This window comes from Nonomuraea sp. KM88 (assembly GCF_052245635.1).
Taxonomy (GTDB): domain Bacteria; phylum Actinomycetota; class Actinomycetes; order Streptosporangiales; family Streptosporangiaceae; genus Nonomuraea.
In genome coordinates this window covers 190,916-204,438 of the sequence record NZ_JBQQCC010000003.1, presented here as the reverse complement: position 1 = coordinate 204,438, position 13,523 = coordinate 190,916, and the positions used below count along the sequence as shown (strand labels likewise).

Genomic DNA, 13,523 nt, shown 5'->3' with positions numbered 1-13,523 from the left:
CGAGGATCGTTCTAACGTTCCCGCAGGTCAAGCCGGTTGAATGAGATCATCGCATTCCACCGCCGCCACGGCCGGGGCACCGATCGGCTCGTCCGAGACCTGCCCCCCGCCGCATGGCGCCGCCTTGTTCAGGCACGGACACGTACGCAGGAGGAACACACCATGAAGGTCGCCGTCATCACGGGCGCCAGCTCCGGGATCGGACAGAGCGCCGCCATCGAGATCGCCAGGCGCGGAACCGGAGTGATCTTGACCTACGGCGCCAACGCGCGAGCGGGGCTGGAAACGGCCGCCGTCATCGAGAAGGAGGGCGGCAAGGCCGTCGCGCTGCCGCTGGACCTCGGCGATGCCGGCACCTTCGCGGCCTTCCGCGATACGGTGGCCGGCGTGCTGCGCGACACCTGGCAGCGCGACACCTTCGACCACCTGGTGAACAACGCCGGTCACGCCGAGACGTCGTTGATCGAGGACACGACCGAGGAGACGTTCGACAGGCTCATGCGGGTCCTGCTCAAGGGGCCGTACTTCCTCACGCAGCGGCTGCTGCCCCTGCTGGCGGACGGCGGGGCCATCGTCAACACGAGCAGCAGCTCGACGGGTACGGCGGGATTGGAGCCCGGCTACTCGGCCTACGCGTCGATGAAGGGCGGGCTTGACGTGCTGACCCGGTACATGGCCAAGGAATTCGCCGCGAGAGGCATCCGCGTCAACGCCGTCTCACCCGGTCCGACCCGCACCCGGCTCGGCGGCGACGCCTTCACCCGGTTCCCCGAGGTCGTCGCGGCCCTCGCCGCGAAAACCGCGTTCGGGCGGACCGGCGAACCCGACGACATCGGCGCGATGATCGCCACACTCGTCTCCGACGAGAGCCGCTGGGTCACCGCCCAGAACATCACGATCTCGGGCGGCTTCCACCTCTAGACGCCTCGGCCGGGCGGTCCTCGACGCGCCTGGAGCCAAGGGGACACAGGTTCACATCCTGTCGATCCGGTGGCCTGGCGTGCCCCGTCACCTGGAGCGTTCCGCACGGTGACGGGTACTCCACCGCGGGCAGGGACCTGAGGCGCTGGGGACGTCGCGGCGTGCGGGCCCGGGCCGGGTCCCGCACGCCGCGTCCGTCTCCTGAGGGATCTAGGACGTGAAAGTGGCGGTGGGGTCGGTGGTCGCGGTGGGCGTGCACAGGACCGCGTCGAACGTCTGGGCGACGGGCGTGTCCATGGTGGCGCTCTGCGACCGGATGGCGTCGAGGGCCGTCACCTCCGGGTCGGGGGAGCGCAGATCGGTCAGGGTGACGTCCGCGGCGAGTCCGGCGTCCACCAGGGCCTTCTCCAAGCTGCCCGGAGGCGGGGCCGCGAGGCGGACGGATTCGATGGTGAATCCGACCGGGGAGTCCTCGGCGGGCCAGACCATGTCAGGCACGTGGTCCGCAGTGTGGGTCAGGCCCACGGCGCGGTAGTGCCCGCCGAGGCCGCGGGCCAGGTGGTGGCCCATCGGCAGGGCGGTGGGGTGGCCGTCATAGGTGACCAGGGTCTTCTGGATGTGGTTGTTGTGCGCGACCACGACGACGCGGGCGCCGGGGTCGAGGCGGTCGAGGTGCCACCGCAGGCAGGTGGCCATGTAGTGGTCGCGGATGGAGGTGTCGTCGGGCAGGCCCGTCCCGGAGAACAGGGTGCTCATGGCCCGCAGCATGTAGTCGGTGTGGCAGGCCGCCTCCAGGTGGCGGCGTGCGACGTCGTAGCCGTGCTGGTCGCTGCGGGCCACGTAGAGCGGTTCGAGCGCCCGCATTCGCAACGACAGCCGGGCCAGTCCGGCGGTCAGGGACTCCTGGTCGGCCTGGTCGAGGCTCGCCCATCGCGGGGCCGACGCGGCGGCCGAACCGCCGGTGATCGCGCCGGCCGTCCGCAGGAGGCCGGCCACCATGTCGGTGATCCCCTCGTCGACCATGCGTAGGTAGCCGGCGACCGGGTCGAGATCGGGCAGAAGGGTCAGGCTGTTGGGCAGATCGATCCCGACGATCCGGATGGGATGGGACCTGCCGCGGTTGTAGCGGCGCAGCCGGCGCAGCAGCTCCCCGAACAGGTTGACGGTATGCCGGCCGGCCACCTGGAGCAGGTCGCCCTCTCCGTCGCCGGCGAGCCAGGGATTGACGGCCGCGGCGTCACCGGAGCCCATCTCGAACGCCACGACGGTGAATCCGCAGTGTTCCAGCAGGTAGCGGAGCAACCGCGCGCGGGCGAGTGTGAATTCGTGCACGAAGTGCGCGCCCTCGCCGATGGCCACGACCCGGGCGTCCTCCACGATGGCGCGCAGCGGGTGGAGATCGTCCAGGAGCGGCTCGTCGGGGTCGAGGGTGGTCAGTACGGTGATGTGCTCGGCCAACGGGCGGGCCGAATGTCCCGAAGAGGTGGGGAACGTCATGGTGATGGTGCTCGTTTCTCCGTCGAGTAATGGTTGACCTCGGTCAGGAGCGCGCGGCAGATCGCCGGAACGCCGCCCCAGCCGGCGTGCGTCCGGTCACCGCCGGAGCGGCGCGGGCTCCAGCGCTGCCGCCTCTCGCGGGCGCGGTCAGAGAAACAAGCTGCCAGTGGGCATGCCGTGACCCTATCAAGATGGCCAGGCGGTGGCTTCGCGATCACCCCTGATCCGGAGCCTGGGTTAGGGGTGTCCACGCTGTGTGAGCGCGGTTAATCTTGGCGTCATCGAGCTCGCACGCGGAATATGAAACGCCAATCCAAAGATTGGGAATCTCGCCGACACCGTGCTCTGAGGGGGACCAGAATGCTGAGCTCCGTTGAGATTGTTGTGGGTCTTGTTCCAGGTCAAGGGGCATATCTTCCGGATGCTTTGGCGCGGTTGCGCGCGCATGATTCCGAGGCCGCTCAGGCGATCGAAACCATTGACGCGGTGGCCGACGGCCTTATCGGAAAAGGTCTGGGCCGAGCCTTCTCCGATAATACCGCCGACCAATTGCTTGATGCGGCGCCGGACGTGCTGCAACTCGCTGTTTTCGCCACGTCGGTCGCGGCCTTTCGTGCGCTGTCCGGCCAGGGGGCGAGGTTCAGTGTGCTCGTCGGGCACAGCCTCGGCGAAATCGCGGCCCTGGTCGCCGGCGGCGCGCTGGACGCCGCCGAGGGTGCGGAGATCCTCTGCCACCGGATCACCGTGCTGCGTGAGCATGACACCAGCGGCGGCGGACTGCTGGCGCTGGGCTGCGCGCCCGACCGGGCCCAGCGCATCCTCGATCTGCTCCCGACCTCCGGCGCAGTCGTTGCGGTGGACAACGGGCCGGGACAGACGGTGGTCGCGGGGACGGCTGACGCGCTGCGCCGCACGGCGACGATCGCCGCCGCGATCGGGCTGCCGTCGACCGCGCTGCACGCGCCGCACCCGTTCCACAGTCCGCTGCTCGCCCAGGCGCGGCAGGAGCTGGCCCGCCGGCTCAGCGGATACAGCCCGAGGCCCCTGCGCGTTCCGGTCTTCTCACCTGTGCTCGGCCGCTACTACCGTGACTCCGACGACCTCGGCGAGCTGCTCGCCTCTCACCTCGTCACACCGGTGCGGTTCGGGCCCACCGTGGAGCGGCTGCACCGCTCTGGCGCCGGCGTGTGGGTGGAAGTGGGGGCGGGGCACGCGCTGACCTCTCGGGTCCGCTCGATCGAGCCGGCCGCCTCCGTGCACACGCCGCTGCTGCCGGACCTGGACACGCTCCGCGAGACCGGACAGTACCTGGCCCCCGCCGCCGAGCCACGGACGGCGCGGCACACCGGCACGACCGTCGCGAGCCCGCCCGCGGCCGCGGCCGTGACACCGGAGACGGGCACGTCCGCCGCCGCGACCCCGCCGCAACAGACGAGCACGCCCTTCGCGTCTGTTCCGACGCAGCGGATGTCCGTGCCTCCCGCGCCGACGCCGCCGGTGGAGACGCCCGCGGGGCCACCGTCGAGGGAGGCGGTCGCCGCCCGGGTACGTGACCTCTACGCCACGACGCTGGAGTACCCCCAGGAGGTCTTCGAGGACAGCGCCGAACTGGAGGCCGACCTCGGCGTCGACTCGGTCAAGCGGGTGGAGCTGATGGGGAGGCTCGGCGTGCTGTTCCAGCTGGGCCCGCCGCCTGACGACATGCGGATGGCCGACTACCGGACGTTCGGCGACGTGGTGGACTTCGTCATCGGCTCGCTTGCCAGGGCGGGCACGACATGACGGACTTCCACGGCCGCGTCGCTCTCGTCACCGGCGGCGCGGGCAGCGTGGGCGCGCGCATCGTGCGCTCGCTCGCCGAGGCCGGCGCCAAGGTGATCGTCAACTGCTTCCACTCGCACGACGAGGCCAGGACCCTCGCGGCCGAACTGGGCGACGGCGTTGAGGTGATCAGGGCCTCCGTGGCCAAGCCGGATCAGGTTCGGAGGATGTTCGACCAGGTCAACGCCACCCACGGACGGCTGGACCTGCTGGTGAACAACGCCGCAGGCGGGACGTTCGCCGCCTGGGACGAGCTGACGGAGGAGCACCTGGACCAGGCGTTCGAAGTCAACGTCAAGGGCGCGCTCTGGTGCGCGAGGGCGGCCCGCTCGCTGCTGGCCCGATCCTGCGCGGGCTGCATCGTCAACGTCTCCTCGCTCGGCGCGGCGTACGCCCCGGCCAACTACCTGCCGATCGGACTGTCCAAGGCGGCTTTGGAGGCGCTGACCCGCTATTTGGCGGCGGAGTTCGCCCCGGACGGCATCCGGGTGAACACCGCCTCCGTCGCGCTCATGGACAATCCGGTCGGCCGTATGTTCCCGGGATTCGAGTCGGTGAGCGCAAACCTGGTGGCGGCCACCCCCCTGGGGCGGCTGGCTACTCCGGAGGATCTGGCCGACCTGGTTCTGCTGCTGGCCTCTCCCGGTGCGGGATGGATCACTGGGCAGACCGTGGTGGCAGACGGCGGCATGTCGTTGCAGCGCCGCGCCACGTCCCCGGACCCGGACCCGAACCCGGAGCCGGAGCCGGAGCCGCGACCACGACCGGAACCGGTGCCGGCACCGAAAGCGGAGGCGTACCCCGATCAGGACGCCGATCCGATCGCGGTGGTCGGCATGGGGCTGGCCGTGCCGGGGGCCAGTGACCCGGACGCGTTCTGGTCGCTGCTCATGGAGGGCGCGGAGCTGTTCGTCGACGTCCCGGCCGATCGCTGGTCGATGGCGGGCTTCCACGACGACGACCCGAGCGCCGCCGACAAGACCTACCAGCGTCGCTCGGGCTTCATCACCGGCTTCACGCCGCACCCCGAGCTGGCCGCCGAGCGGCCGGACGACGGGCTCGACTTCACCACGGTGTGGCTGAGGCACAGCCTGCACCAGGCGCTGGAGGGCGTGGCCAGGCGGGACGGCGACACGTACACCGCCTGTTTCGGCTTCACCCCGGACGGCAGCCAGCACCTGCAGGAAGCGATCATCCGCGAGGAACTGGGCGAGGTTCCCGACTCCGTGCTGTGGCACGGTGACGCCATCCGATCCCAGCCGTTCCCGCACCGGATCGGCGCCGGCGCTATCGAGGGCCTGCTGCCGGCGGGGACCCGGCTACTCATGGTGGACACGGCGTGCTCGTCCTCGTTGTACGCGATCGACCTGGGCATGCGTGACCTGCTGTCCGGCCGCGCCGACGTCGCCGTGTGCGGCGGAGCGTTCGCGCTGGTCCCCAGCGGGTCGGTGCTGTTCTCCAAGTTGTACGGGCTGTCCAGGAGCGGAGAGGTGCGCGCGCTCGACAGGACCGCCGACGGCGTGCTGTTCTCCGACGGAGCGGGCGCCGTGGTGCTGAAGCGGCTGTCCAGGGCCCTTGCCGACGGCGACACCGTGTACGGCCTGATCGCCGGGGTCGGGCTGTCCGCGGACGGCAAGGGCAAGGCCATCTACGCGCCGTCCAGCGCGGGCCAGGAACTGGCCGTCGCCCGCGCGCTGGCCAGGTCGCGCGTCGAAGCCGCAGAGGTCGACTGGGTGATCGCGCACGCCACCGGAACCCCTGCGGGCGACGAGGCCGAGTTCCTGAGCCTGCGCGCTGCCTACGCCGGGACGCATCCGGTCCAGGTGACCTCGAACAAGTCCCTGATCGGCCACACGGGCTGGGCGGCCGGGGTGGTGTCGGTCATCCACGCCCTTCTGGGGCTGCGGCACGAGGTCATCCCCGCCCAGCACCGCTTCTCGGCGGCCCCGGACAGCTTCGGCCTGGAGTCGTGCAACCTGGAGATCCCCGCGCGACCTGTGCCCTGGCCGGCGCGGCCCGACCGGCCGCGCACCGTCGCCGTGTCCGGCTTCGGCTTCGGCGGCACGAACGCGCACATGCTCATCCAGGAGTTCCGGCCGGGCCGTCGAGGCAGGACCGGCTACGGGGCCAGAACCGGCGAGCCCATGGTGATCGTCGACTGGTCGGCGCACGTGCCCGGCGCCGAGGGCAACGCGCAGGTCGCGGAGTGGGCGCACGGCAGGACCATCCTGCCGAACTCGTTCGGGGACGGCTACCCGAGCCCGCCGTTCGCCCGGCTGCGCATGCCGGCCTCCACGATCCGGGCGACCGATCGCACCCAGCTCATGATCATCGAGTGCATGCACCGGATGGACCCCCGGGTACGCGAATTCTGCCGGCGGCACAGCCATACCACCGGAGTTGTGGTGGGCCACACCGGGCCCACCAGGAACGCGGTCCTGTACGCGATCCGCGCCCACCTGGACGAGCTCGACCGCCAAGCCGTCCCCAACGCGCGGGAGCTGCGTGAACGCGTGAATGGGCTGATCGGCGAGCCCGACGAGGACTCCTTCCCCGGTGAGATGCCCAACGTCATCCCGGCGCGGCTGTGCAGCTACTTCGACCTGCGTGGGCTCAACATCGCCGTGGACGGCGGCGCAGCGTCGCTCGCCGACGCCTTCGAGGTCGCCGGGTGCTACCTGGACTTCGGCGACGTGGACGTGGCCCTGATAGCCGGAAGCAACGGCAACAGCCTCACGTCATGGGGCCGCCTGCTGGGTGGCGAGGAGATCGGCGAGGGGACGTTCCTGTTCGCGGTCACCAGGAAGTCGCTGGCGCTGGCGGAGGGCCTGCCGGTACTCGCCGAGGTGTCCGTGGAGTCCGCCGTTGGAGGAGAGGCTGGAGGCGATCGCATGACCCGCGCGAACTTCCTGGGCGCGCAGGGCGGGCGCGAACTGGTCGCCTTCCTGAGCGGCGAGCAGAGCCGGACGGCGATCGAGCTCAGGGCCGACCGGCTGTCGAGCCCTCGGGTGATCCGGCTCAGCAGGCAGCAGAAGGCGGCTCCTCCGCTGCTGGATCGCCACGTGATCGAGCTGGCGCCCGCCCCGCGCAGGCCCGTCCGCTCCGCCCCTCCCGCGATCCCGGTGGACGCGGTGGTGCTCACCAACTCCGCCGCATTCCGCGCCGCGCTGGCCCACCAGGACGGTCAGGCACCCCGGCACGTACGGGTGCTGGTGGACGCCACCGATCCCAGCCTGCGCGACGCCCGCTGGTCCGACCGGGTCCGCGAACTGCTCGAGCTGCACGAGCGCACGTTCATGACGGCCAAGGAGTGCGCGCCACGCCTGGCGGGCGGCTCGTTCGTCGTGAGCGTGGTGGGCGGCGTCACCGCGGAGGGGGTGCCGCTGCCCCTCACCGGGTTGTTCACGGGCCTGGTCAAGAGCCTGGCGCTGGAGCTGCCGGACACCGGCGTGCTCGCCACCGTGCACGAGGCGGTGCCGCTGGAGGAGGTGCTGGCCACGGTGAGCGCCGAGCTGGGCGCCGCCCAGCTCCTCCCGGTGACCTATCACGCCGGCGGGCGCCGGCTCACCCCGCGAGCGGTGCCCGCCGACGCGACGCCGGACGGAATGCCGGCGCTGAGCCAGGACTCCTTGGTGGTGGCCGCGGGCGGCGCGCGCGGCATCGGCGCACCGATCCTCACGGCGCTGGCCGGGCGGTACCGCCCGCGCATCGTGATCCTGGGCAGTTCCGAGCCGCCCGGCGACTCCCAGCGGCTGCCGGACCGCAGCACGTTCATCAGGGCCCGGCTCAACGGGCCGAACCGGGTCAGCGTGGCCGAGGCGAACGCCAGGTTCGACCGGCTGCTCGAGCAGCGGCAGGTCCGCGACACGCTCACCGAGCTGGAACGGCTGTCCGGTCCCGGGCGGGTCCGCTACCTGCGCTGCGACCTCCGGGACCCGGCCGCGGTGCAGCGGGCCGTCGACGCTGTGAGCGGCCCCGTCGACCTCCTGCTCAACATCGCCGGCACCAACCGGGCCTCCGATGTCACCGCGAAGTCGGTCGCCGACTTCCGCGCGGTGCGTGACCTCAAGGTGCACACCTACCTGAACCTCAAGCAGGCGCTGCGCGGGCGGGAACCGCGCCGCTGGTGCAACTTCGGCTCGTTCATCGGGCTCACCGGCCAGCGCGGCGAGACCGACTACGCCGCGGCCAACGACTTCCTCAACATGGCCGCGATGAGCGCGGAGAACGAGTTCACCATCGGCTGGACCCTCTGGCGGGACGTCGGGCTCGGTGCCACCCCGCTGATGCGGGCCTTCCTCGCCGAGATCGACGCCTACACCCCGATGCCGACCGAGGAGGGCGTCGACCACTTCCTCACCGAGCTGACCGCCGTGCGGGACGCGCCGGCCACGGTGTTCCTGGGCGACAAGGAACGCGAGCTCGTCAGAGGCATCCGTCCGGAGTTCCTGAACTTCTGCACGGGCGAGGCGCGGGCGCTGCCGTACATCGACACGGTGCTGCGTCGCGACGCCACGGAGCTGGTCGCGGAGCGTACGTTCACCCTCGACAGGGACGGCTATCTGGAGTTTCACCAGGTGAGCGGCTATCCGACCCTGCCCGGCACCTTCGTGCCCGAGTTGGCCGCGCAAGCCGCGGCGTCGCTGGTGCCCGACCGGGTCCCGGTCGTCTTCGAAGACCTGCGGCTGGAGTCGTTCCTGCGGATCTACCGGAAGGACCGGCCCGAGGTCAAACGGCTCACCGCCACGCTGGTGCGCACCGACGAGCGCGAGTCGGTGGTCGCCGTCCGCGTGCGGGGCGACGTGGTGGCGCCCAACGGCGTCACCGTCGCCCGCGACAGGCTGCACTTCTCGGTGACCGTACGGCTGCGCGACGCTCCCGTGCCCGGCCCGAGGTGGACGCACTGGGACGAGCACGGCAGCAAGCCCCTCCGCGACCCCTACCACGCGCCAGGGTCCGACGTGCTGCTGCGCGAGGTGTTCCGGTCGACCACCGACACCCGGACGCACCCGCTGGGACGGCGAGGCCGGCTCGCGCTCGACGTGCCCGCGTTGCGACGCTGGTTCCCCGGCCTGCTCGTCCCCTCCGTCGCGCTGGACGGCCTGGTGCGCGTGGCCGTTCTGCACACCGTCGCGGACCGCTGGACGCCCGTCGCGATCCCGCGCACGGTCCGGCGCATCGACCTGTACGGCGGCCACACCGACCTGACGCTCGCCGCGCTGGCCGACCCGGTCGAACTGTACGTCACCCCTGTCGACCTCGATCTGGAGGATCCCGAGCCCGAGAACCGGGCGATCGCGGTGGCGGCCGACGGCGAGGTGCTGCTCCAGGTCAAGGACATCTCGGGCGCCATCGTCGGCTACGTGGACCAGGAGACGGGCGAATACCTCGACAGGGAACGATTCGACCGCGAGGAGCGCTCATGACACGCCCGGGAACCTGCCCTGTCGCCCACGGCCCTGCCGGGCTGCCGGTGATCGGTGACGCCATCCCCTACTTCAAGGACCCGCTGGCCTACACCCTGCGCATGCAGGAACGCGACTCGCTCGTGTCGGTCAAGCTGCCCATCCCGTTCGTGCAGGTCACCGAGCCAGAGGCGATCGAGCGGGTGTTGCGTACCAACCCGGACAACTATGTGCGGGGCAAGCTCTACCGCGGATTCTCCGGCGTCATGGGCTCCGGCCTGCTGACGCTCGACACCGATCAGTGGCGCGTGCCGCGCAAGGCGGTCCAGCGCGCGTTCAGCCCGGAACGCGTGCGCGGCAACGCGCGCGAAGCCGTCGGCGCCGTCGAGGAGGTCATCCGCCGCTGGGCGGCGCACGCGGACTCCGGCGTCGTCGTGGACGTGGCGCCCGACCTGATGGACGTCGCCTCCAGGGTCCTGGGCATGGCGCTGATCAGCCGAGACCTGTCGGGCACCGGCTACGCGCGGGCCGCCGCGATCGCCAGCAAGGTCATCTACAACCGCACGGTCATGGCGTTGCCCGCCATGATCCCTGCCTTCGTGCCCACCCGGTACCACCGGGAACGGAAGTGGGCGAACCGGGTGCTCGACGGCATCATCCACGGGGTGATCAGCTCACGCCGCGCCAGCGGCGAGTACGGTTCCGACGCCGCCGGGCGACTGCTCGGCGGCGGCCTGTCCGAGGCTGAGGTGTCTGACAACCTCCGCACCCTGCTGCTGGCCGGCTCCGACACGACCGGCCAGGCGCTCGCCTGGACCATGTACGAGCTGGCCAGGCACCCCCAGGCCCGCCGCGCCGTCGAGCGCGAGGTCGACGAGGTGCTCGCGGGACAGACGCCCGCCCCCGACCAACTGGGCGAACTGGTGGAGACCACGGCCGCGATCAACGAGGCGCTGCGCCTGCACCCGCCGGTCTGGCAGTTCCCCCGCGACGCCGTCGAGCCGGACTGCCTGGCCGGTCGCGAGGTGCCCGCGGGGACGACGGTTCTGCTCAGCGTGTACGGCACGCACCGCTCACCCGAGCACTGGACCGACCCGGAGGCCTACGATCCCCGGCGTTTCCTCGACGACACCCAGAACAAGCGGCACAAGCACGCCTTCCTGCCGTTCGGCGGCGGGCGGCGCATGTGCATCGGCAAGGGGCTGGCGATGGCCACGCTGGTGACCGTGGTCGCCATGCTGTCGCAGCGCTACCGGCTGCGGCTTTCCGGCGCGCACACCGTCCGCAGCGGACACTACGTCACGCTGTTCCCCAGCGGGGGGCTCCCCGCGGTCGTGCAGGAGCGGATGTGACGACCGCCGCGCCCGTCCGCCCGCACCTGGTGTCCTTCGACACCGCCTCCTTCGTCCGGCCCGTGCATCGCATGGTCTGGGAGCCCGTGCCGCTCCCACTTCCGCCCTCCACCCCCGTGGCGCGGCGGCTGCTGGTCATCGGCTCCGACGCGGAGCTGGCCGCAGAGGTGGCGAGCGCGCTCGGCGCGGACCTCTGCGTGCCCGGCCGCGAACCCGAGCGGGACGACTGGGACGGGATCGTCGACCTGAACGTCGTGGGCGTCCCCTACCGGCTCGACGGCGGGGAATGGCGGGACGCGCTGGCCAGGACGACCCGGATGGTGCAGCGCAGATACGGTGCCTGGGGAGCAGACCCGCGCGCCGACCGGTCCTGCTACGTCGCCGTCACCGCCATGGGCGGGCTGATGGGCTACGACGATGGGCCGATCGACTCCCCGCTGGGCGGGATCTGGGCCGGTTTCGCCAAGTGCCTGCCCCGCGAGCTGCCCAACCTCGCGGTGAAAGTCCTGGACGTCGACGCCATCGGGCCGGCCCACCTGGCGGAGCTGCTGACTGCTGAGCTGGCGGCCTGGGACCTGTTCGAGATCGGCTACCGGCAGGGGGTCCGCCATGCCCTGACCGCGCGGCCCGGCCCGGAACCGCCGCCCCGCGTCGAGCTGGGGTCCGATGACGTGGTGCTGATCTCGGGAGGCGCCCGTGGCGTCGGCTTCGCCCTGGCCCGCGGGGTCGCGGAGGAGTTCGGCTGCCAGGTCGTGGTGACCGGCCGCGGTGAGCTTCCGGTCGACGCCCGCTGGCTGACCATGGACGACGCCGCCTACTCCGAGTACTGCCGGGCCAGAGTGAGCTCCGCCCGCACCGCCAGGGAACTGCGGGACGTACGCGCCCTGCTCAAACGCGAGGCCGAGCTCCGGCAGGTCGGCGCGAACCTGGCGGCGGCCCGCCGGGACGGCCTGCGCATCACGTACGAGCCGTGCGACTGCGTGCGGCCGGAACAGGTCGACGCGCTGTTCGCCCGCATCCCCGACCCCAGCGTGATCGTCCACAACGCGGGCATCGACCTGCCGACCAGGCTCGACAACAAGAGCCCGGAAGAGGTGGTCCGAACGGTCGACGTGAAGGTGACGGGCTTCGCCAACCTCACCCGCGCGGTGCTCAGCGCGGGGCGGGACCCGGTCAAGGTGTTCTGCAACGTCGGCTCGCTGGCCGGCCGGATGGGCGGCATGATCGGGCAGATCGACTACGCGGCGGGCAACGAGGCTCTGACCAGACTCGGGTTCTGGGCGCGCAACACCCACGGGCTGCCCGTGCAGACGTTGTGCTGGCCGACCTGGGAGCGGCTCGGGGTGATCGCCAACTATGACGCGGCGGTCCGCTACGTGTCCACGATCGACCCGGCCGACGGAGTCAAGCGGTGGATCCGCGAACTGCGCTCAGGCGGCACCGGGGAGGTCATGTTCATCGGCCAGGTCGGCAGCGCGCTGGTGCCCACCCAGCTACGTGGCTTCAGGCTCTTCACCGGGCATCCGGACCTGCCCCGGTTGCATGGGCTCGCGCACTTCCTGGGCACGGTCGAGCTGTTCGAGCCGTCTCGCGAGCTGCGCAGCAGCGTGGTCCATACACCGGGCGCTCATCCGTGCCTGGCCGAGTTCACCGTTGACGGGCGTGCCGCGCTGCCGATCTCGGTGCTGATCGAGCAGGCCTGCTCGGTCGCCGACTGGGTCGTGCCGCCGGACCGGCCGCCCCAGCATCTGGCCGAGGCGCGTGACGTGAAGGTCCGGCTGCCCGCGCTGGTTCTGGCCCCGGGCGGGAGCCGGTTCACCACCCGGGCGCTGGGCGAGACCACGGAGCAGGGCTGGAGCGTCCAGGTCACGATCACGAGCGAGACCGGGGAGACGGCCGCGTCGCTGCGGCTGCTCTACGGGTCGTCGCCGCCGGAGCCTGCGCGGCCCGTGCCGCCACCGGTCACGCACGGCGTGGCCGCTTCCGGCGGCCGGCTGGACTGGTCAGGGCTGATCCTCGGCACGGGAGACCCGCTGCCCACGGTGACCGCAGCCGATCTGTGGACGTCGCCGTTCCCGCCGGAGCACGGGATCGCCCCTGCCGCGCTCGACGCCGTGGTGCGCCGGGCAGGGCGGGTGACGGGCGACGTCGTGGAGATCGCCCGCATCGTACCGTATCCAGGGGCGCAGCAGGTCGACGAGCTTCGTCCGGTCGCCGGCGGCTGGGCCGGGCTGCGATCAGGCCGCCAGGTCCTGTCCGTCGAGGGGGTGGCAGCCGTGCCCGCCGCCTCTTCCTCCGCCGGGCAGCGGGCGACGAGCCCGGACGCACCGTCCACTCCCTGACGGGCTGCCGTGGCCTCGAGCTCGTGCACGACCCCGCGCGCCCGGTCAAGGACGCCGGCGCCCCGGGGATACGGACGTCATGGCTGACCGATCCTGACGGCCACAGGATCGAGCTCGTGCAGTGGCCGCCCGGACCTCCGGCGGGCATGACGGCGGCCGATTTCGTCTGACGCCGGGGTCCCCGG

General features: G+C 71.6%; 7 protein-coding genes. 6 read left to right on the top strand and 1 reads right to left on the bottom strand.

The window, feature by feature from the left end; all coding sequences use genetic code 11:
* Nucleotides 1–162 precede the first annotated feature (162 nt).
* Complete coding sequence (locus ACTWPV_RS10540) at nucleotides 163–921, top strand: SDR family NAD(P)-dependent oxidoreductase (protein WP_443151594.1); 759 nt, start codon at nucleotides 163–165, stop codon at nucleotides 919–921.
* 210 nt (nucleotides 922–1,131) lie between these two features.
* On the opposite strand, the gene ACTWPV_RS10535 is transcribed toward ACTWPV_RS10540, so the two are convergent.
* Complete coding sequence (locus ACTWPV_RS10535) at nucleotides 1,132–2,418, bottom strand: erythromycin esterase family protein (RefSeq protein ID WP_443151593.1); 1,287 nt, start codon at nucleotides 2,416–2,418, stop codon at nucleotides 1,132–1,134.
* 549 nt (nucleotides 2,419–2,967) lie between these two features.
* On the opposite strand from ACTWPV_RS10535, the gene ACTWPV_RS10530 reads away from it, so the two are divergent.
* From ACTWPV_RS10530 to ACTWPV_RS10510, 5 genes are read left to right on the top strand one after another with little or no spacing between them, the layout of a single operon-like run.
* The gene (locus ACTWPV_RS10530; RefSeq protein ID WP_443151592.1) at nucleotides 2,968–4,200 is read left to right on the top strand and encodes an acyltransferase domain-containing protein; all 1,233 of its coding nucleotides are present in this window, start codon (nucleotides 2,968–2,970) and stop codon (nucleotides 4,198–4,200) included.
* Nucleotides 4,197–9,665 carry an SDR family oxidoreductase gene (locus ACTWPV_RS10525; protein WP_443151591.1) on the top strand — a complete coding sequence of 1,823 codons (5,469 nt, stop codon included), beginning with the start codon at nucleotides 4,197–4,199 and terminating at the stop codon, nucleotides 9,663–9,665. Before ACTWPV_RS10530 ends, ACTWPV_RS10525 begins: the two co-directional genes overlap by 4 nt.
* Nucleotides 9,662–10,996, top strand: coding sequence for a cytochrome P450 (locus tag ACTWPV_RS10520; protein WP_443151590.1), 1,335 nt, complete (start codon nucleotides 9,662–9,664; stop codon nucleotides 10,994–10,996). The genes ACTWPV_RS10525 and ACTWPV_RS10520 overlap by 4 nt, the downstream gene beginning before the upstream one ends.
* The gene (locus ACTWPV_RS10515; protein ID WP_443151589.1) at nucleotides 10,993–13,338 is read left to right on the top strand and encodes an SDR family NAD(P)-dependent oxidoreductase; all 2,346 of its coding nucleotides are present in this window, start codon (nucleotides 10,993–10,995) and stop codon (nucleotides 13,336–13,338) included. The genes ACTWPV_RS10520 and ACTWPV_RS10515 overlap by 4 nt, the downstream gene beginning before the upstream one ends.
* A 23-nt stretch (nucleotides 13,339–13,361) precedes the next feature.
* Nucleotides 13,362–13,508, top strand: a complete 147-nt coding sequence (locus tag ACTWPV_RS10510; RefSeq protein ID WP_443151588.1) for a VOC family protein — start codon at nucleotides 13,362–13,364, stop codon at nucleotides 13,506–13,508.
* Nucleotides 13,509–13,523: the final 15 nt, after the last annotated feature.